Source organism: Pseudomonas siliginis, from assembly GCF_019145195.1.
Classification (GTDB): domain Bacteria; phylum Pseudomonadota; class Gammaproteobacteria; order Pseudomonadales; family Pseudomonadaceae; genus Aquipseudomonas; species Aquipseudomonas siliginis.
In genome coordinates this window covers 161,949-181,448 of record NZ_JAHSTW010000004.1, presented here as the reverse complement: position 1 = coordinate 181,448, position 19,500 = coordinate 161,949, and the positions used below count along the sequence as shown (strand labels likewise).

General features: G+C 61.2%; 15 protein-coding genes. All 15 read right to left on the bottom strand.

Annotated features, from left to right (window positions below; translation table 11 throughout):
- Window positions 1-28 precede the first annotated feature (28 nt).
- The 15 genes from KVG87_RS10410 to KVG87_RS10340 all read right to left on the bottom strand — a co-directional run bounded on the left by KVG87_RS10410 (window position 29) and on the right by KVG87_RS10340 (window position 19,230).
- Entirely contained in the window at window positions 29-766 is a 738-nt protein-coding gene (locus KVG87_RS10410; RefSeq protein ID WP_038860482.1) for a cephalosporin hydroxylase family protein, read from the bottom strand.
- Between the two features lie 17 nt (window positions 767-783).
- Window positions 784-1,854: a class I SAM-dependent methyltransferase gene (locus KVG87_RS10405; protein WP_217850600.1), complete on the bottom strand. Its 1,071-nt coding sequence runs from the start codon at window positions 1,852-1,854 to the stop codon at window positions 784-786.
- Complete coding sequence (locus tag KVG87_RS10400) at window positions 1,851-2,702, bottom strand: NAD-dependent epimerase/dehydratase family protein (RefSeq protein ID WP_217850598.1); 852 nt, start codon at window positions 2,700-2,702, stop codon at window positions 1,851-1,853. The genes KVG87_RS10405 and KVG87_RS10400 overlap by 4 nt, the downstream gene beginning before the upstream one ends.
- Window positions 2,699-3,925, bottom strand: coding sequence for a class I SAM-dependent methyltransferase (locus KVG87_RS10395; protein WP_217850596.1), 1,227 nt, complete (start codon window positions 3,923-3,925; stop codon window positions 2,699-2,701). Before KVG87_RS10395 ends, KVG87_RS10400 begins: the two co-directional genes overlap by 4 nt.
- Window positions 3,922-4,482, bottom strand: coding sequence for a dTDP-4-dehydrorhamnose 3,5-epimerase (gene rfbC, locus KVG87_RS10390; protein ID WP_217850594.1), 561 nt, complete (start codon window positions 4,480-4,482; stop codon window positions 3,922-3,924). The genes KVG87_RS10395 and rfbC overlap by 4 nt, the downstream gene beginning before the upstream one ends.
- Window positions 4,479-5,561 (bottom strand): CDP-glucose 4,6-dehydratase, encoded by a 1,083-nt coding sequence (gene rfbG, locus KVG87_RS10385; RefSeq protein WP_217850592.1) that lies wholly within the window; start codon window positions 5,559-5,561, stop codon window positions 4,479-4,481. Before rfbG ends, rfbC begins: the two co-directional genes overlap by 4 nt.
- Window positions 5,543-6,316 carry a glucose-1-phosphate cytidylyltransferase gene (gene rfbF, locus KVG87_RS10380; RefSeq protein WP_016771105.1) on the bottom strand — a complete coding sequence of 258 codons (774 nt, stop codon included), beginning with the start codon at window positions 6,314-6,316 and terminating at the stop codon, window positions 5,543-5,545. Before rfbF ends, rfbG begins: the two co-directional genes overlap by 19 nt.
- 800 nt (window positions 6,317-7,116) lie before the next feature.
- A complete protein-coding gene (locus KVG87_RS10375; protein WP_217850590.1) occupies window positions 7,117-10,710 on the bottom strand; it encodes a glycosyltransferase in 3,594 nt (1,197 codons plus the stop codon).
- A gap of 107 nt (window positions 10,711-10,817) precedes the next feature.
- Window positions 10,818-12,386, bottom strand: coding sequence for a flagellar hook-associated protein 3 (locus KVG87_RS10370; protein ID WP_217850588.1), 1,569 nt, complete (start codon window positions 12,384-12,386; stop codon window positions 10,818-10,820).
- 13 nt (window positions 12,387-12,399) lie between these two features.
- The gene (gene flgK, locus KVG87_RS10365; RefSeq protein ID WP_071171415.1) at window positions 12,400-14,445 is read right to left on the bottom strand and encodes a flagellar hook-associated protein FlgK; all 2,046 of its coding nucleotides are present in this window, start codon (window positions 14,443-14,445) and stop codon (window positions 12,400-12,402) included.
- Between the two features lie 25 nt (window positions 14,446-14,470).
- The gene (gene flgJ, locus KVG87_RS10360; protein ID WP_217850586.1) at window positions 14,471-15,784 is read right to left on the bottom strand and encodes a flagellar assembly peptidoglycan hydrolase FlgJ; all 1,314 of its coding nucleotides are present in this window, start codon (window positions 15,782-15,784) and stop codon (window positions 14,471-14,473) included.
- An 11-nt stretch (window positions 15,785-15,795) separates the two neighbouring features.
- A complete protein-coding gene (locus KVG87_RS10355) occupies window positions 15,796-16,884 on the bottom strand; it encodes a flagellar basal body P-ring protein FlgI (RefSeq protein WP_024012083.1) in 1,089 nt (362 codons plus the stop codon).
- A gap of 27 nt (window positions 16,885-16,911) precedes the next feature.
- Window positions 16,912-17,607: a flagellar basal body L-ring protein FlgH gene (flgH, locus tag KVG87_RS10350; protein WP_016771110.1), complete on the bottom strand. Its 696-nt coding sequence runs from the start codon at window positions 17,605-17,607 to the stop codon at window positions 16,912-16,914.
- A gap of 51 nt (window positions 17,608-17,658) precedes the next feature.
- Window positions 17,659-18,444: a flagellar basal-body rod protein FlgG gene (gene flgG, locus KVG87_RS10345; RefSeq protein WP_016771111.1), complete on the bottom strand. Its 786-nt coding sequence runs from the start codon at window positions 18,442-18,444 to the stop codon at window positions 17,659-17,661.
- Window positions 18,445-18,489: 45 nt separating this feature from the next.
- On the bottom strand, window positions 18,490-19,230 hold the full coding sequence (locus KVG87_RS10340) for a flagellar basal body rod protein FlgF (RefSeq protein WP_016771112.1): 741 nt from the start codon (window positions 19,228-19,230) through the stop codon (window positions 18,490-18,492).
- Window positions 19,231-19,500 lie beyond the last annotated feature (270 nt).

Below are 19,500 nucleotides of genomic sequence, written 5' to 3'. Positions count from 1 at the left end.
CGAAACAACTCTGGGTAAATGTTGCGAATTAACGAACGCGACGCAGGTAGCCGTCCGGCGCCACGGTGATCAGCAGTTTGTTCTGCAATTGCTGGTCGATTTCGAAGTCCTGGTTCTCTTCCAGGTACTTCCACACGGCGGTTTTCGGGTTGTCGCCCGGGCCCCATGGACGATCCGGGAAGAAATCGGCCGGCATGTCTTCAACCACGGTGTCCATGACCACGCAATAGCTGTCGACCGACACCAGCGGCGCGTAGAGGCGCAGCTCTTCGAGCACGTGATCGTGGGTGTGGTTGGAGTCGAGGACCAGAATGACTTTCTTGCCTTTGGCTGCGGCCTGCACCTGAGCGGCAATGGCCGGGTCGATGCTCGAACCTTCGATCATTTTGATGCGCTTGGCCATCGGATGGCTTTCGATGGCTTCACGGTTGTGCGGACGAATGTCGAGGTCGATGCCGAGCACTTCGCCGTGGCCCTGCAGCTCGAGCAGCGAGGCGTAGTAGATGATCGAACCGCCGTGGGCAATGCCGCACTCGATAACCAGGTCCGGCTTGACCTGCCAGATGATCTCCTGCATGGCCATCATGTCTTGCGGCAGCTGGATGATCGGGCGGCCCATCCACGAGAAGTGGTAGCTGTATTTGTGCTTGGCCGATTCGTTGAAGAAATCGCGGGCCAGGCCGGTCAGTTTGGGGTCGTCACCTTGCTGGGCGATCTGCTCGCGGCACTCGGCTTCGAAGGCTTGGTTGATGCTGTTATCGGTCATGTTGGTCATCTCAAGGGTCACTGAAACGAAGCGCTGTCGACGGCGTGATAGACGTAGCGTCCACCGGTCATCCGCTTGATCTCTTCGAGGTAATTGGAATTCATCACAAACAGGTGCGCGCCTTCCGGCAGCGCATCCATGGCCTCTTGCGGCGAGGACACGCGCGCGCCGCTCAGCGGCAGATAACGCCCCTGCTTGGCCGGGTTGATATCGACTACGCAATCGACCGCAACGCCGGCGCGTTGCAGGTACAGCGAATAGATCACGCCTTTGGACGAGGCACCCCAGATCGCCGAACTCTGCGCAGGCGCCGAGCGGATGATCTGCACAGCGCGGTCGAGACTGGCGCTGAAATCTTCAGGCAGAGTCAGGCGCGGCACCGGTTGTTCGGGTATCAGGCGCAACGTCGACAGATCAGCGACGATGTACAGATATTGGCCGCCGAACAGATGCCCGGCCTCGTGCACCGTGCCGAACATCCGGCGCAGGTCATCGAGGCGGAAATAATTGACGTGTTCGTAGAACAGGTCGAACCAGGCCTTGTGCTCGAGGATCCAGTCCAGGCACGGCACTTCGATATAGATCTGCCCACCCTGATTGGCCTCGGCGATCACGGCCAGAAAGCTAACCGGGTCTTCGATGTGCTCCAGCACGTGACGCAGCACAATGGCGTCTGCCGCCAGGCCGAGGCCGCGCGTGAACGGCGCCTTGATCACCTCGGGGTTTTCGCCTTCATAAGCCGGGTCGATGCCGGTGATCGAATAGCCCAGGCCTTTGAGCAACTCGAGAAAGTAGCCCTTGCCGCAGCCGACTTCGATCAGTTCCTGGCCCTTGAAGTGCTTGGCGATGATGCCTTCGACATCGCGCAGGTGTTGCTGGAACTGACCGGAGTGCGCCTGCTCGTTCTGATAGTCGGCGTCATAACTGAGCTTGTCGGCATCGAACGCGGCGTTGAAGACCAGACCGCTGCGCTCGTCCTGAACCAGGACCATGTCGGCGCTGGCCGAGGCCCGCGCCGATTCGGCATCGGCGAAAGTGCGGTTCTGCAATACCGGCAGGCCGGTGGCCCGGTACAACTCGTGCCTCATGGCGACTCTCCCAATAACTGTTGCAAGCGCTCGGTGACAGCCCAGAACGCCAGCGGTTCGTGGGTCGGATACGGGTAGTGGCCGAGGTTCAGATCCAGTGTTGCGCCACGCTCACGCAAGCGCTGTTCGACCAGCGCACGCACCGACACCGGTTGACCGCTGGCGCAGTTGACCACGCCATCGAAGTCGCGCTGATGGAGGATCGCGGCGAGATGACTCGCGGCGGTTTCAATCGCGAGGAAATCGCGCAACTGCTCACCGGCCGACATGTTGAACGACGCCTCACCAGCATCGATTGCCCGGTCCAGCGCGGCCAACAGGCTGTTGGGGTTCTGCCCTTGACCATGCAGATAGAACAAGCGCGCCCACTGCAATGTGAACGGTTGCTCCTGCTGCAGATTCTGCAGAAACAGGTGCAGCGTATGTTTGGCCAGACCGTAGGGATTGCTCGGCCGTGGCTCGGTTGACTCGCTGAGCGGACCGCTCTGCATGCCGTATTCGAAGCAGGTGCCGGTCACCAGCACCTGCGACACGCCCGCCTCTACCGCGCTCTTGATAAAGCGGTAATCGGCCATCAGGTTGTGCTCAAAATGAAACAGCGCCCGATAGTTCGGCAGCCCAGGCCAGGCCAGATGCGCAAGTGCGTCGATGCCTTCGGTCAGCGCGACAACATTCAGGTCGGCAGCGTGAATATCTGCCGCGACGAATTCGACGTGGTTGATCCATGGCATGCCCTGCGCCGTTTCTGCGTTGCGCGCCACCGCGCGGACTTCACAGCCGCGCGCAAGCAATGCAGCAACCAGATGCCGACCGACAAAGCCCGTGGCGCCAGTGACCAGAACTTTCACAGCACTTTCAACTCAGGCACGGCGATGACGAAGCGCCCGTCCCACTGACGCACCTGCGCCAGTTGCTGACTGACTTCGTGCAGCAGGTTCCAGGGCAGCACCAGCACGTAGTCCGGTTTCTCAATGTCGATCTGCGCTGGCGCAACAATCGGGATGCGACTGCCCGGCAAGAACTTGCCCTGTTTGTGCGGGTTGGCATCGGCCACCCAGGACAGCAGATCCGCTTTGACTCCGGCGTAGTTGAGCAAGGTATTGCCCTTGGCCGCCGCGCCGTAACCGACCACACGTTTGCCGTCGGCTTTGGCCTGCAACAGGAAGCGCAGCAGGTCATGTTTGATGCGTTCGGCAGCAGGCGCGAGGGTCGCGTAGTACTCAGGGGTTTTTACCCCGGCAGCGAGTTCGGCCTGCAATTGTTGCTGAACTGCCGGGAGAACAGGGCGGTGCTGGCCGTCCTTGCGCTGCACGAATACGCGCAGCGAGCCGCCGTGAGTGCTCAACTGGCTGACATCGAACACTTCCAGGCCGTTGCGCTCGCACAGGGTCTGCACGGCGGTCAGCGACAGGTAGGAATAATGTTCGTGATACAGCGTGTCGAACTGCGCGCCAGCCATCAGCGTCAGCAGTTGCGGAAACTCGAAAGTGGCGACGCCGGTCGGCTTGAGCAACGTCGCGAAGCCGGCGAGGAAATCGTTGATGTCCGGCACGTGCGCGAGCACGTTGTTGGCCGCCATCAGGTCGGCGCTCCAGCCTTCGTTGCGCAATTGCGTGGCGGTGTCGCAGCCGAAGAACAGCTCGCGAATTTCCAGGCCTTTCTCGCGTGCAGCCTGTGCGGTGCTGCGAGTCGGCTCGACGCCCAGGCATGGGATGCCGCGCGCGGCGACGTATTGCAGCAGGTAACCATCGTTGGCGGCGACTTCGACCACACGACTGTCGGCGTTAAGCCCGAAGCGCTCACTCATCTCGGCGACATAACGCTCGGCGTGATTCAGCCAAGTGCTGGAGAACGAACTGAAGTAGGCGTACTCGGCATCGAACAGGCTGTCGGCACTGGTGTAATCCTCGGTCTGCACCAGCCAGCATTGCTGGCACACCGCGACTTTGAGCGGCACCCATTGCTCGGCCTGCTCCAGGCGATCGACATGCACGTAGGCGTTTGACGGCGGCGAAGTGCCGAGGTCGATCAGCGGCAGATTCAGCGGTGCGGCGCACCCACGGCAATTCATAGACGCACTCCAGCAAAGTGTTGATCGAGCGCAGGATGGCTGGAATCGCGCGCTGACAAATTATTGACAGGCAACGGCCAGGCAATTGCCAGCCGAGGATCGTTCACCGACAAGCCGCCCTCGTGCTCCGGCGCGTAATCGGCGCTGTGCAGATAGAGCAATTCGGCGTCGTCGGTGAGCGTCTGAAAGCCATGAGCGAAACCGGCCGGAATCAACAGGCTGCGGCCATCACCCGCCTTCAAGTGCTCGGCATGCCAGTGCAGAAACGTCTCCGAACCCGGGCGCAGATCCACCGCAACATCCCAGACTTCACCGCGCAGACACGTAATCAGTTTGGCTTCCGGGGCGTTGGCATTCTGATAATGCAGGCCACGCACACTGCCCTTCTCGCGGGTACAGGAATGGTTGATCTGGCGGATATGAAATTCATTGCCGAACGCACTCAGGCTGCCCTCGCAGAACAACCGGGCGAAGTGCCCGCGCTGGTCTTCGAAACGTTTGTGCTGAACGCTGAACAGGCCGGCCAATGGCAACGCTTGCAGGGAAAACTCGCTCACAGCGCGCCTCGGTACAGATTCAATTGGCCCAGAGTTACGGCGCGCATGTCATCGCCGTTCTGCCAGGCCAGGTGCCAATCCAGCGTCTGCGCCAGGCACGCCTGCAACGACCAGCGCGGCTGCCAGCTGAGCACCTGCCGCGCGCGACTGCTGTCCAGACGCAGCAGACCGGCTTCGTGCAGTTCACTGGGCTCGATACGCAGACCACGGGCCTGCGGCCAGCGATTGGCGAGCAGCTCGACCACTTCACCGACGCTGCACATGTCTGCCTCGCCCGGGCCGAAGTTCCACGCGCCAGCATATTCCGGGCCGTATTCGTAGAGCGCAGCAGCCAATTGCAGATAACCGGCCAGCGGCTCCAGCGCGTGCTGCCACGGGCGCACCGCTTGCGGGTAACGCAGGGTTACCGGCTCGTCGGCGGTCCATGCTTTCAATACGTCGGGAATCAGTCGCTCCGGCGCAAAATCACCACCGCCCAGTACATTGCCAGCGCGTGCGGTAGCCAAGGCCAGACCGTGTTCGGCATGTTTGTCCGCCGGGAAGAACGACGCGGCGTACGACTGCGCGAGCAATTCGCAGCAGGCCTTGCTGCTGCTGTAAGGATCGTGTCCACCAAGGGCTTCGTCTTCGCGGTATGGCCACAGCCATTCCTTGTTGGCGTAGACCTTGTCGGTGGTCACCAGCACACAGGCGCGCACGCCGCCGACCTGACGAATCGCTTCGAGCAGATTCAGCGTGCCCATGACATTGCTTGAATAGGTGCCGAGCGGATCGCGATAGCCCTCGCGCACCAAGGGCTGCGCCGCCAGATGCAGAACGATCTCCGGTTCGGTCTCGGCAATGATTTCCAGCAAGGCGCCGAGGTCACGCAAATCGCCGCGTTGATCATTGATGTCTTCGTGTACGCGCGCCAGTTCGAACAGGCTTGGCTCAGTCGACGGATCCAGCGAAAAACCGCTGACTTGCGCACCAAGGCTTTGCAGCCAAAGGGTCAGCCAACTGCCTTTGAAACCGGTGTGTCCGGTGACGAGAACACGCTTGCCACGCCAGAACTCCGCACTCAGGCCCATTGCTTCCATGGGGCCTCCCCGCTCTGCCACAGCGCTTCGAGATGGTTCTTGTCGCGCAGGGTGTCCATCGGATGCCAGAAACCTTCGTGCTCGAAGGCTTTCAGTTGTTCGTCCTGAGCCAGACGGGCCAACGGCTCGGCTTCCCAGGTGGTGGCGTCATCGCTGATGTACGGCAGCACTTTGGGCGAAAGCACGAAGAAACCGCCATTGATCCAGCCACCGTCACCACGGGGTTTTTCAGTGAAACCCAGCACCTGGTCACCTTGGCGTTCAAGCGCGCCGTAACGACCTGGCGGCTGCACCGCAGTGACGGTCGCCAGGCGGCCGTGAGCCTTGTGATAGTCGACCAGCTCAGCAATATTGATGTCGGAAACGCCATCGCCATAGGTGAAGCAGAACGCCTCTTCATCCTTGAGATAACGCGCGGCACGCAACAGGCGGCCACCGGTCATGGTTTCCTCGCCGGTATCGATGAGGGTCACACTCCACGGCTCGCTGTAGTTCTGATGGACGTCCATGCGGTTGTTGCGCATGTCGAAAGTGACGTCGGATGTATGCAGGAAGTAGTTGGCGAAGAAGTCCTTGATCGCGTAGCCCTTGTAGCCCAGGCAAATGACGAAGTCGTGGATCCCGTGGGCGGAATACTGCTTCATGATGTGCCAGAGAATTGGCTTGCCGCCAATCTCGATCATCGGCTTGGGCTTGAGGTGCGACTCTTCACTGATGCGCGTGCCGAGGCCACCCGCCAAAATTACTGCCTTCATCGTCTCCCCTCTCGTACGTCACCGGGCTGCGCACTGCTTTTTTGAGCGTCGCAGGCCTTCTGGCCAAACCTTCTGCCGCTACGGGCGCAGGAGGAAACACCGCGAGCGCTCGTTTTATGGCGATTTGCGGGGCACTTGCAGGAAACGCGCCAGCTCGTAGCCGGGTTTTGGGAGATAGCTGATAGAGGCTTCGGTGGAAGTGGCAACAGGCTGATGGGCAGGCTGAGGGCGTGAAGGGGCAAGAGATCGAAAGCCAGAGCAAAGATCGTCCGATCGCGGCCTTCGGCAGCTCCAGTTGGATCGCGTGCGTCCAGCAAGAAATGGGTCGGCTGTCAGGCCGCCTTCGCGAGCAGGCTCGCTCCCACAGAAAAGCAAAGCAGCGCAGCTGCCCGCGGCGAAGCCGCCCCACTCAACAATGAGCACAAGCTCGAGTGCTCTTGATCTTGATCCACCGGCGACGTCGGAAGGCTGAGTGGAGGGATTGATCCGGGCGTGGGAGCGCAGCGACCGTCTGGCGCAGCCAGACACAGCGGAAGGAGGTGCAGCGAAGCAAACCGGAGCCGCTGCGCCCGGATCAGTCCCGGAGCGAAGGAACCCGAGCCTGCGAGGGCCGAACGTAGGAGCAAGCCTTTTGGGTTACCTTTTTGGCGTTTGAAAAAGGTGACTCGCCGTAAGGGCGAAACCGCCAGCCGCCACACCCGAAGCAACGGATATTCACCCAAAACCCCAACAGCCTGGTCGGCCCAAAGGCCGCCAAGGCCCAAAAAAAGGCAACCCCAAAAAGCCGCCTATATAAACGATCAATCCGCCAGCCAGCCATTCTCCCAATACCGCAGATTGTCACCACGCAACACATAATCGCGCATGACCACCTCGTGCAGCTCGTCACCCATGCGATAACTGGCGTCAGGGTCGGCCAGATGCATGCGAATCGCCTGCAGCCATTCATCAGTGCTGTTGGTCTTCACCCGCGTGCACGGCAGATAGCCCTGATAGGCTTCGGTATCAGTGCAGATGACCGGGTAACCACAGGCGCCGTATTCCAGCAAACGCAGATTGCTCTTGCAGTCATTGAAAATGTGAAACTCCAGCGGTGCCAGGGCCAGGTCGAGGTTCAGACTGGCCAGCTTGGCCGGATAGACGTCCAGAGGAATCACACCGTGGAACTCGTGCATGTACGGACGCAGGTCATCCGGGCACATGCCAAAGAATACCCAGTCGACTTCGTTGGCCAGCTCACGCACGACATCGGCAATCACCGCCAGATCGCCATGGTGGCTGGTGCCTCCACCCCAACCCACGCGAGGTTTTTTCGAGGTGCGGCGCTGACCCCGCAAACCGGTCCAGAGGTTTTGCGCAAGCATGTTGGGGACTACGCGAATGTCGTGGTGCATGTCCGACAGCGCATTGGCCAGTGGTTGAGTCGACACCACCACGCGGTCGCACAGGCTGATCGCCTGGCGCACCATCCGCTCCATTTCCTGCTTGCTGGGCATGTTGCGGATATGCGCATTGCGATGCGGAACATCAATCACATAGTCATCCAGCTCGAAGATGCGCCGGGCATGGCAGAACTTTTTCAGCGGCGGGATTTCATCGATCGCGCCCTGGGAATAGCGCCCTTGCAGGACGATGACATCCGGCGACTGACGCTCGATTTCAATGATCGAAGGCAAGCCGTAACGAATACACCCTTCGGCCCGGTTCGCCGCTTCCAGCTCTATCAGCGGCTGACTCATGCGGTAATGGCCAATGGCTGAGGCATTGATCGGCACAGCGAGTACGTTGGGCAATTGCGGCCTGGAAAAAGCAGTCCACCCCGTACGCAGGCCCGGCTCAAGGCTGAAACTCGTCGCGCCGACGCCCTGCAACGACAGGTTGACATTGAAGGCCGGATCGCGGGCAATGCGCGGCAGCCAGCGCTTGTAGAAGATCTCCTGCTCGTGCAAATGTTGCTGGCCTTGCTCAGCTGTCGACTCGACTGTCGGGCGCACGCCCTGAGCCAGCAAGGCATAAGGCGTCCACACTACCAGGTAGCCTTCCTGGCCGATGCGCAGGCACAGATCCACCACGTTCAGCGCCTGCTTCAAATCCTCTTCATCAAGCCCTCCCACCGCCTCGAAAACCGCCTTGCGCACCATCAGGCAATCACCGCCGACTGCACTCAGATCGTGGGCGGCCTGCAGCCGGAACATATAACCGTCCGACTGCAGCGACTGTCCATAAAATGGCAACCCGACCGCGCCCTGCATCCCCAGAATCATGCCGGCATGCAGCACATAACCATCCGGGTTGAACAACTTGGCGCCGACCACGCCGACTTCCGGGCGCTGCGCATGATTGAGCAGTTCGTCCAGCCAGTCGGCGTGGGTAATCACCGCGAAGGTATTGAGCAGCAGCACATATTCGCCACGAGCCTTGGCCACGGCAAAATTGTGCAGGGCAGCCATGTTGTCCGGCTGCGGGTACGTCAGCACGCGGATCCGGTCGCCACCCAATTGCGCAATGCCGTCCAGCCATGCTCTGGCCTCAGCGGTTTCGCTGCCGTTGTCGACCAGCAGCAGTTCGTATTCGGCGTAGGCGGTTTTTTCCAGCACGGTCTCGACACACCGCTGCAAGGCAGCGGTCTGATCCCGGGTGACGATGATGATCGACACAAGCGGACGGCGCGCGTGCCGATAGTCGACACGATTGAGCAATTGGCAACTGCCACGGCGGATTTCATGGGCAACGCCAATGCGTTGCAGATGCGCTTCGAGCACACGAGGGTTCTGTTCGATGACGCCTGGCTCGGCCAACCACCGCGACAGATCGAATGGCGACTCCAGCAGAACTTCGGCGACATGCCCGATCACCTGGGTGCCGTCGCTTTCGACCATGCGCCACAGCATGTCGTGAGGAGCCAGTTCGGTGAACGTCGTGTCAAAACCACCCAGCGCCAGAAAGCGTTCGCGCTTGAACGCCAAGGCGCGCCCGACATACGGGTAGCTGCGCATCAGATCAAGGTTGAAATCGGGTTTGAAGGCGGGTTCCACGGACTCACCATCGCGCAGACCGCCTTCATCGCTGTACACGCAACCGAGCGATGGCGAGTGCGCAATCCGGTCAGCCATGACCAGCAAGGCCGGCACCATCAGCCGGTCACCGGCCTGCAACAGGTAAAACCAGTCGGCGCCCTCCAGTTGGGGCAACAACGCGTTGATCTGACCCAGCCCGTCACCTTCCAGTGGCATGTGGAACACGCGCCCATCCAGCGTCGCCTCGTTGCAGGAAGCGGACAGCACCAGAATCAGTTCAGGGGCATAGTCCTGCCGAGCAAGCGCCTCAAGCGTGCGCTCGACTCCATCGCGACTGCCCTGGGCATCAATGACGATCGGCACTATTCGCGGCTGTTGTGGCCAGGCGGCCAGAGTTTCCGGCAGTAACTTGCGCTGCCCTTCAGTGAGACTGCGGCACTGCAGCCAGTGCGCGTAGAGTTCGGCGAAGCTCCAGCTATCGATGCCGACGCACCACTCCTGGCGACTCTGCTTGGTACCCAGCGTTCGGCTCAGGGGCAGCTCTTCCCAGACGCGCGGCATTGCGTCAGCCTTGGTCAGCGGGACATAGCGCACCCAACCCGGCGCTGGCGCCGACTCGCCGCTGCGCGCCTTGAGCATTTGCAGAATCCACTCGCGCTCAACCTCGACCGCGTCTTTCATCGGCTGCTGAGCACTCAAGCGCTCCGGATACAGCCGCTCGGCACTGAGCACGGTGTTCGACATCGCCAGATTGCCGCGCCGCAGCAGGCATACGTACAAGGCGAAATCCAGGGTGGCGACAAAGCAGTGACCGTCCTGAGTCAGCGCCGGCAACAAGTCGACGAGGTCCGAACGACGAAACAAGGCGCTGGAGAAACCGCCCAGCACATTGACCGGAAATTTTTCGAAGATGCCCAGCAGGTCGTCACCCTTGAACAGACCGCTGGCCGGTGACAGCGAAGTGTTTTCCAGGCGCGCCGGCAGAATGATGTCGTCGGCGTCCCAGAACAGCCGCTGAGCCAGCACCAGGCTGACTTCCTCACGCAACATCTCGTGCGCCTGCTGCTCGATGCAGGCGGCATAGAGATGGTCGTCGTCACACATGAACTTGACGAATTCACCCTGCGCCTGATCAAGGCACGCCTTGAGATTGCCGACCAGGCCCAGTGTGCGCGGGTTGCGCACATAGCGCACGGCAACACCCGAGCGCTCGGCCACAGCACTGACAATCCCTTCGATCTCATGACCACGACTGTCGTCGCAGACAATGATCTCAAGAGGCGCGTATGTCTGGCTGACGGCGCTGTTCAATGCCCGCTCGAAAAAGCGCGGATTGAACGCAGGGATGGCAATGCTGACGAGGGGGAGTGAATTCACGGCGGGCTCACAGGCGGTACGAGCCCGCTCGCAAAAACGAGCCCTTGATACCGCAAAAAATCATTAACAGAGGGACAACGTTGGCGGGCGCGCACGCCCGCCAACCATCAGATCTTGTTGAACAGACCCAACTGACTGATCTTGCTGAACGCCAGTTGCGCGGCTTGCAGCATGGTCTGTTGCAGCGTCAGACGGGTCATGACTTCAGCCGGATCGGAATCACGGATCGAACCCTGGGTGGTGCTGTTCGCCGTGGTCAGGCTGTCGTTGGTGATGGTCTGCATGTCCAGCGCCTGGCCGCGCGCACCAATGGTGGTGACTGCGGTGCCGATCTGGTTGGAAGCGGCATCGATGTTGCCGAGGCCTGCCTCCATCGCGCCCTGCAATTTCTGCTTGGCAACCGGGTCACCATCGACTGGCGTATTCAGCGCGGTGATCATCTGGCCCAGAGTGTCGAGCACGTTCTGGGTCTGGTGATTGTTCGGCTGGATCGAGAACTGATCGCCAGCGGCCGGCGTGTTGCCCAGCGCGAATGTCACACCGGCAGCGGTGGCGTTACCGCCGGCAACCGTGCCCGAAGAAACCGGCTTGCTGTCGGCCGTCACTGGCGCGGCATACAGATCGAAATCGGTGGCGCTGGTGAACTTGAGCACTGCGCCGCCCTGCGGAAACGCTGCGGTGTAGGCTGCCTGATCGGTGATGGTCGAACCGGTGATCACGCTGGTCGACGGGTTACCCGGATTACGCGTGGTGGTGAACGAGTCCGGCGAGGCCGACAGCTGGAAGCTGTGCCCTGCGATAACGGCGTCCGGATTGGTATCGCCGGCCTTCAGGTTGACGTTCAGCTTGAGGTCGACGCCACGGAAGCTGACAGTCTGGTTGGCGCCGCTGCTGTTGCTGATCAGGCCATTCTGGCTGGCCTCGGCAGTCACATCGTTGCCCAGCGCATCGGTGATCTTCAGCTGGGTGCTGCTGACGAAATCGACGGTGTACGGCTGCCCGGCAGTGAACTTGGCATCGTAGGTGGCAACAGTGCCGACGGTGCCGTTGGACAGCACGACACGGCCGTCATCCACAGCTGGCGCAGTCATTTTGGTGTTGGTGCGGCCGGTGTTGATGGTCTGCTGGAACGCGTCCCAACCGGTGGTGTTGGTACCCACGGTCATGCCGTCGCCGATGCCCAGATCGATGGTGGTCTGGTCGCCGTTGTAGCTGAATGTGCCGTCAGAATTCTTCGAATACGGCGCGGTGTCGGTTTTCGAACCGGAGAACAGGTAATTACCGTTGGCGTCTTTGGCGTTCATCAGGCCCAGCACTTGTTGCTGGATCTCACCCAGTTCCGAGGCGTATGCCTGGCGGTCCTTGTCGGTGATCGTGCCGTTGTTCGCGGCCAGCGCAAGTTCCTTGGCTCGCGCCAACGCCGTGGTGATCGACTCCAGCGTGGACTCCTGCACGGTCAAGGCACTTTTGGTGGTGTTGACGTTGGTCTTGTACTGATCGAGCATCGCCGCCTGCTGGCCCAATTGCAGCAAGCGCCCGGCACCGATCGGATCATCGGCGGCGGTGTTGATGCGCTGCAGGCTGCTCGCCTCGCTCGCGGTGGCAACGGCCTTGTTGAAGTTACGCTGATAATCCGAAGCTTGCGTTCCGTAATACTGGGCGGTGGAAATGCGCATGAATTACGACTCCTTAGAGGCTGTTGATCAGCGTGGCGAAAGTTTCCTGCGCAGCTTTGATGATCTGCGAAGACGCTGTGTAGTACTGCTGGTACTTGACCAGGTTGCCGGTTTCTTCGTCCAGGTTGACCCCGGAAAGCGAATCGCGGGCACCCTTGGCGTTCTCCAGAATCGCCGTGGTTGCGGCGCTGTCGGACTTGCCTTGGGCGGTCTTGGTACCGACGTTGGTCACCAGGGTGTTATAGGCGTCAGTCAGGCTGATGCCCTTGCTAGCCGAACCGGTGTCCACGGTCTGTTTGGTTTGCAATGCGACCAGTGCCTGGGCGTTGCGGTTGTCCGAAGACGCCGCGCCGGTCAGGTTCATGGTGAAGGTCTCGCCGGTTTTCGGCGTGCCGCCCACGGTGGTCTGCACGGTGAAGGTCTTCTGTACGTTCGGCGTGACGGTAGTGTCCATCACCGGGTTGCCGCTGGCATCGACGATGCCGACTTTCAGGTTCAGCGTGTTCGACTGGCCAGGCACGATGGTGCCGGTGCCGATGGTCGCGCCCTTGGCGTCGACCAGGTTGTACGACTGGCTGCCACCGCTGGCTGCACCGAATACCAGTTTGACCGGCGTTGAATTCTTCAGCGCCGCCTGCATGTCGGCCTGGGCGGTCGGGTTGTAGATATCGATCTTGTCGCTGAGCGTCGGCTGGGTGTAAGTGCCCAGACCGTTGGCGCTGGCGACGCCGGTCAGCGGACCTGCCGCAGCGATTTTCTTCGGATCGGTCAGGACCGTCTGAATGCTCGCCGCCGCGTTGCGGGTTGGCGTGATCTTGAACGAGTCACCCGCGCTCAGCGCGCCGCCGTTCAAGGCCAGGGTGAAGCCGTCGATCACTGGCGGCGGATTGGTCGTGGTGCTGAATGCACCCAGATCGGTGCCGTCGGAACGTTTGACGGTGTAATCGGTAGCGCTGGTGAAGGTCACCTGATAATCGCTGGTGGTCAGCTTGCCGGTGTCCTTGATGGTCACATCGAGGTTGCCCGAACCGGCGCTGTTGCCATCCTTCGCAATGCTGCGCTGACTGATCAGGGCGGCACTGTTGATGTTGTTGAAAATCGCCGCGCCGAAGTCACCGTTCTTGTCGATGCCCTGGGCTTGCTGGCTGTTGATCTGATCGGCAATCACCAGGGCCACGCGACCGAGCTCGTTGAGCGATGGGTCGAGGACTTCCTTGCGATAGGTCAGCAGACCGCCGATTTCGCCACCGCTGATCACCGAAGTGATGTCGATGGTGCTCGAACCGCGATCCATCTGGATCGACATGCGCGACGGGTCGGTCTTGCTCGCGACCATGCTCAGGCTGTTGGTGGTGTTGCCGATGACCAGCGGCTGGCCGCTGCCGACATAAATGTCGAAGCTGGTGCCGCGCTCGACGACTTGCGCACCGGTCAGCTCGGAGAGTTGACGCACGGCTTCGTTACGGCTGTCGAGCAGGTCGTTCGGTGCCCCGCCACTGGTGGAGATTTCGCCGATCTTCTGGTTGAGATTGGCGATCGCCGTGGCGAGTTTGTTCACCTGGGCAGTCATGTCGCCGAGGCTGCCGTTGATCGTGGTGTTCTGATCGTTGAGCTGCTTGGCGAGGGTATTGAAACGGCTGGTCAGCGCCTGCGCGCCGGTCAGCACCGACTGACGCGAAGTGTCATCGGTGGCCGACGTCGATACGCCCTGCATCGAGGTGAAGAATTTCTGCAGCACACCGGTCAGGCCCGTGTTGGTGTCCGACAGCATGGCGTCCAGCGGCGTCGCCTGCTTGAGGAACGCGGCCGATTCGCTGTCCAGCGAAGTCGCGGTGTGCAGCTGCGATTCCAGGTACGAGTTGTACACCCGGCGCACGTCGGCCAGGGTTGTGCCCGTGCCGATGAAAACGCTGCCGTACTGCTGCGAGGACTTGGTGCCCTGCACGGTTTGCTGACGTGAATAACCGGCGGTGTCGACGTTGGCAATGTTGTTGCCTGTCGTAGCCAGAGAGGACTGGCTGGCCGACAGTCCCGACATCCCGATATTGAGCAAACTCATGGTTCAGACCTTATTACCTGGTGCCTTATAAAGGCGTGGTGGAGACACCCGCCGCAGCGTAGTTTTCAAAACTGTTCATCTGCTTGGCAATTTGCGAAATCTTCGTCGCGTAGTTCGGGTCGGTGGCGTAACCGGCCTTCTGCAACTCGCGTACAAACTGTTCTGGGTTATCGGCCGACTTCAGCACTTCTTGATAGCGATTGTTGCTCTGCAGCAACGTCACCAGATCGTGGAAGCTGTCCTTGTACGAGGCGTAGGAACGGAACTCGGCCGTCTCCTTGACCATCGCGCCATTGCGGAACTCGCTGGTGATCGCGCGGGCCGAATCGCCCTTCCAGTTACTGCTCGCTTTGATGCCGAACAGGTTGTGGCTGCTGCTGCCATCCTGGGCGCGCATGACCGATTTGCCCCAACCGGTTTCCAGTGCCGCTTGCGCCACCAGATAACGCGGATCGACGCCGATGCGGTCGGCGGCTTCCTTGGCCATCGGCAGCATGGTGTTGACGAATTCGTCGGCAGAACTGAAGGCCTTCTTCGCCGGTGCCAGCGGAATCTGCGCCATGGCGCGGCCGTAGACCTGCATCTGCCCGCCAGCGGCTTTCTGCTCTTCGGCACGGGCCAGCCAGTCGCCGTTGTACAACGCGCCGGAGCCTGTGACGGCGGTAGTCGCAGCCCGTTGCGGCAAGGCATTGGTCACTGCTGCAGTGGTCGCAGTGGCCACGCTCGGCGCCGACGGCACCAGACCGGCGAGCAAGCGATCGGCCAGTTTCGGCGGCAATGCCAGTCGCCGCTGGTTGATCAGCGCCATGTCGTTGCGATGGGAAATATCGGTGTTGTTCGGCGCATGCACCGAGCGCGATGCCCACAACGGACGCTCGCCATTGACGCGGGACAGCGGCCCGGTGGCGACGGTGCCAGCGGCAATCGGCGTCGGCACGGCGGCGGCCTTGGCCAGCGCTTCCTGCTGCTTGGCGGCGGACGCAGCCGCAGCCTCGCCCGGCGCCATCGGTTTGTTCTTCGACATCTGCCGGATCAGCACGTCGGCCAGGCCAATACCACCGCCCTCGCGGGACATGGAAACCGCCAGTTGCTGGTCGTACATTTCCTGATACTGCTTGGCCGCCGGCGTGTTCAGCGGGTTGTCCTGGCCGAGCGCTTCGGTGGCCGAACGCATCGACTTGAGCATTTCGCCGAGGAACAGCGACTCGAATTCCTGCGCCACCTTGCGCATGTTTTCGTCGCTGTTCTTGTCGCCGACCTTGAGCTGGTTCAGACGATTGAGGTCGGAGTAGGAACCCGAATCGCTGCTGCTGACCAGACCGCTTTTGCGCATATCCATGGTGGCCGGCCTCAGATCACGATCAGGTCGGCTTGCAATGCGCCGGCCTGCTTCAGAGCTTCGAGAATTGCCATCAGGTCACCCGGTGCTGCGCCGACCTGGTTTACCGCACGGACGATCTCGTCGAGGGTGGTGCCCGGGCCGAACTTGAACATCGGTTTGGCCTCCTGTTCGGCATTCACTCGCGATCGCGGTACGACGGCGGTCTGGCCGTTGGACAGCGGGCCAGGCTGGCTGACGATCGGGTCTTCGGTGATGGTCACGGTCAGGCTGCCGTGGGTCACGGCGGCTGGCGACACTTTCACGTTCTGGCCGATGACGATGGTGCCGGTACGCGAGTTGATGATGACTTTTGCCACCGCCTGACCCGGATCGATTTCGAGGTTTTCCAGAATCGACAGGTAGTCGACGCGCTGGCTCGGATCCAGTGGTGCAGTCACGCGCACCGATCCGCCGTCGATGGCTTGGGCGACGCCAGGGCCGAGCATGTCATTGACCTTGTCGACGATGCGCTTGGCGGTGGTGAAGTCGGAACGGTTGAGGTTCAGCGTCAGGCTGTTGCCCTGGTTGAAACCGCTCGGCACCGCACGTTCCACCGACGCACCGCCAGGGATGCGACCGGCCGACGGAACGTTGACGGTAATCTTCGAACCATCACGGCCTTCAGCGTCGAAACCGCCAACCACGAGGTTGCCCTGAGCGATCGCATAGACGTTACCGTCGATACCCTTGAGCGGCGTCAGCAGCAAGGTGCCGCCGCGCAGGCTCTTGGAGTTACCGATCGAGGACACGGTGATGTCGACCTGCTGACCCGGTTTGGCAAACGCTGGCAGATCGGCACTCACCGACACCGCCGCGACGTTCTTCAACTGCACGTTGCCCGATCCCGGCGGCACCTTGATGCCGAACTGCGAGAGCATGTTGTTGAAGGTCTGCAGGGTGAACGGGGTCTGCGTCGTCTGGTCACCGGTGCCGTTAAGCCCGACCACCAGGCCGTAACCGATCAACTGGTTGGAGCGCACGCCGGAAATGCTGGCGATGTCTTTCAGCCGCTCGGCGTGTGCGGTGAACGCCGCAGACATCAACAACGCGGCCACCATAAGGCTTTTCAGATTCAACGTAGCCACCTAGAAAGGGAACAGCGGGCTGAGGAAGAAACGGTCGAACCAGCCTGGCTGACTCGTATCGGCAAACGCGCCGGTACCCGAGTAGGTGATGCGCGCATCGGCGACACGGGTCGACGACACGGTGTTGTCGGTCGCGATGTCATCGGCGCGGACCATACCGGCGATGCGCACCAGTTCGTCACCAGTGTTGAGCGTCAGCCACTTCTCGCCACGCACGGCGATGATGCCGTTGGGCAGCACGTCGGCCACGGTCACGGTGATCGAACCGGTCAGGCTGTTGCTCTGCCCGGACTTGGCGTCGCCCTTGGTCGAACGGTCGGCGCTGTAGCCAGCGTTCAGGCTCAGGTCACCGCCACCAATCGGGTTGTTGGTGGTCAGGCTGGAACCGAACAACGAGGTCAGACCAATCGAGTTATCGCTGTTCTTGTCCATCTGCGAGTTGGCGTTCTTGCTCGCCTGGGTGCGCTCGTTCAGGGTGATGGTGATGATGTCACCGACGCGGAACGCCTTGCGGTCGCTGTACAGGTTCTGCTCAAAGCCGGCCTGATAGATCGAGCCGTTATTGGCAGCCGCCGGCAACGGTGTGCGCGGCAACACCGGGGCGTAGTAAGGGTCATTGGGCTTGGGCGTCGGGGCGACGCAGCCCGCGAGCGAGACGACCCCACTCAATGCCAGAACAGATACAAAGCGCTTCATGACCCTACCTCACGGTGTTGCTGGCGACCTCAGGCCGCCTCAAAGACTGGATTACAGATTCTGCGTTACGAACGAGAGCATCTGGTCGGCGGTGGAGATCACCTTGGAGTTCATCTCGTAGGCGCGTTGAGTGGTGATCATGTTGACCATCTCTTCAACGGTGCTGACGTTCGAGGTTTCCAGGGTGTTCTGCAGCGTGGTACCGAAACCGTTGAGGCCCGGGGTGCCGATCTGCGGCGCGCCGGAAGCAGCGGTTTCCAGGAACAGGTTGTTGCCCACCGCTTGCAGGCCGGCCGGGTTGATGAAGTCGGCGGTCTGCAGGTTGCCGATCACTTGCGAGGCCGGGTTGCCGGCGATGGTGATGGACACGGTGCCGTCACGGCCGACAGTGAAGGTCTGCGCATCGTTCGGAATGATGATCGCCGGCTCCAGGGCGAAACCGCTGGCGTTGACGATCTGGCCATTGGAGTCGAGGTGGAAAGTACCGTCACGGGTGTAGGACGTGGTGCCGTCCGGCTGCAGGATCTGGAAGAAACCGCGACCGTCGATGGCCATGTCCAGCGGCTGCTCGGTGGTTTGCAGGCTGCCGGCGGTGAAGTTTTTCTGGGTGCCGACAATGCGCACACCGGTACCCACTTGCAGACCCGACGGCAGTTCGCTGTCCTGGGTCGACTGGGCGCCTGGCTGACGCTTGATCTGATAGAGCAAGTCCTGGAACTCGGCACGGTCACGTTTGAAACCCGTGGTCGAGACGTTCGCCAGGTTGTTGGAAATGGTGGTCAGGTTGGTGTCCTGGGCGGACAGACCGGTTTTGGCAACCCATAGAGCCGGAAGCATTCGATTCTCCTCGTGCGCCTGTTTTACGGCGCGACGTTCTGATAATTAGCTGATCTGCAAGACCCGAGCCATGGCCTGGTCGTCGTCTTTGGCGGTGTTCATCATCTTGACGTGCAACTCGAACTGCTTGGCCAGGGCCAGCACCGAAGTCATTTCTTCCACGGCATTGACGTTGCTCGACTCGAGGAAACCCGAGACCAGTTTGACGTTGGCGTCGGCTTGCGCCGGCTGGCCGTCCTTGGTGTAAATCGAACCGTCGAGGCCTTTGTTCATGTTCTTGATGTCCGGGTTGACCAGTTTTATCCGGTCGACTTCGGCCATGACGCGCGGGCCTTCGCCCATCGCGCGAATGCTGATGGTGCCGTCTTCGCCGACTTCGACCTGCTGCTCGGGCGGCACGGCGATCGGGCCGCCATTACCGATCACCGGCATGCCGTTGCCGGCGCGCAATACGCCGAGGGCGTCGATGTTGAGGCTGCCGGTACGCACGTAGCTTTCACCACCGCTGGGGTTTTGCACGGCGATGAAACCGTTGCCGGATACCGCGACGTCGAGTTCACGACCGGTCTGCACCAGCGAGCCCGGCGTGAAGTCGGTGGCAGGACGTTCGCTCATGGCAAACGCGCGCGCCGGAAAGCTGTCACCGAACACCGGCATCGAACGCGCCTGCTCGAGATCGCGCTGAAAGCCGTTGGTGGAGATGTTCGCCAGGTTGTTGGCATGCGCCCGTTGCGCCAGTGCGTTCTGGCTGGCGCCGGTCATTGCCACATAAAGGTACTTGTCCACAGTGTTTCCTCTGCATGCCGGACGTTTGCCGCCCACCGCTGTACTGCTCAGCCATAAGCAATTTGCAGACCAACTTTTTATTGGCGGGCGAAGGCCCGGTAAACAGGGGACTTGAGGGGATCGGAGGGGGAATCTGAAATGGGTCGAAGACGAAAAACCGGCGGTGTCATGCCGGTTAGTGGCAATCCTGAGTTCGGCGGGGGATGGAGATCCTCTGGCGAGGGGATTTATCCCCGTTCGGCTGCGCAGCAGTCGCCAAGCCTGCAAATG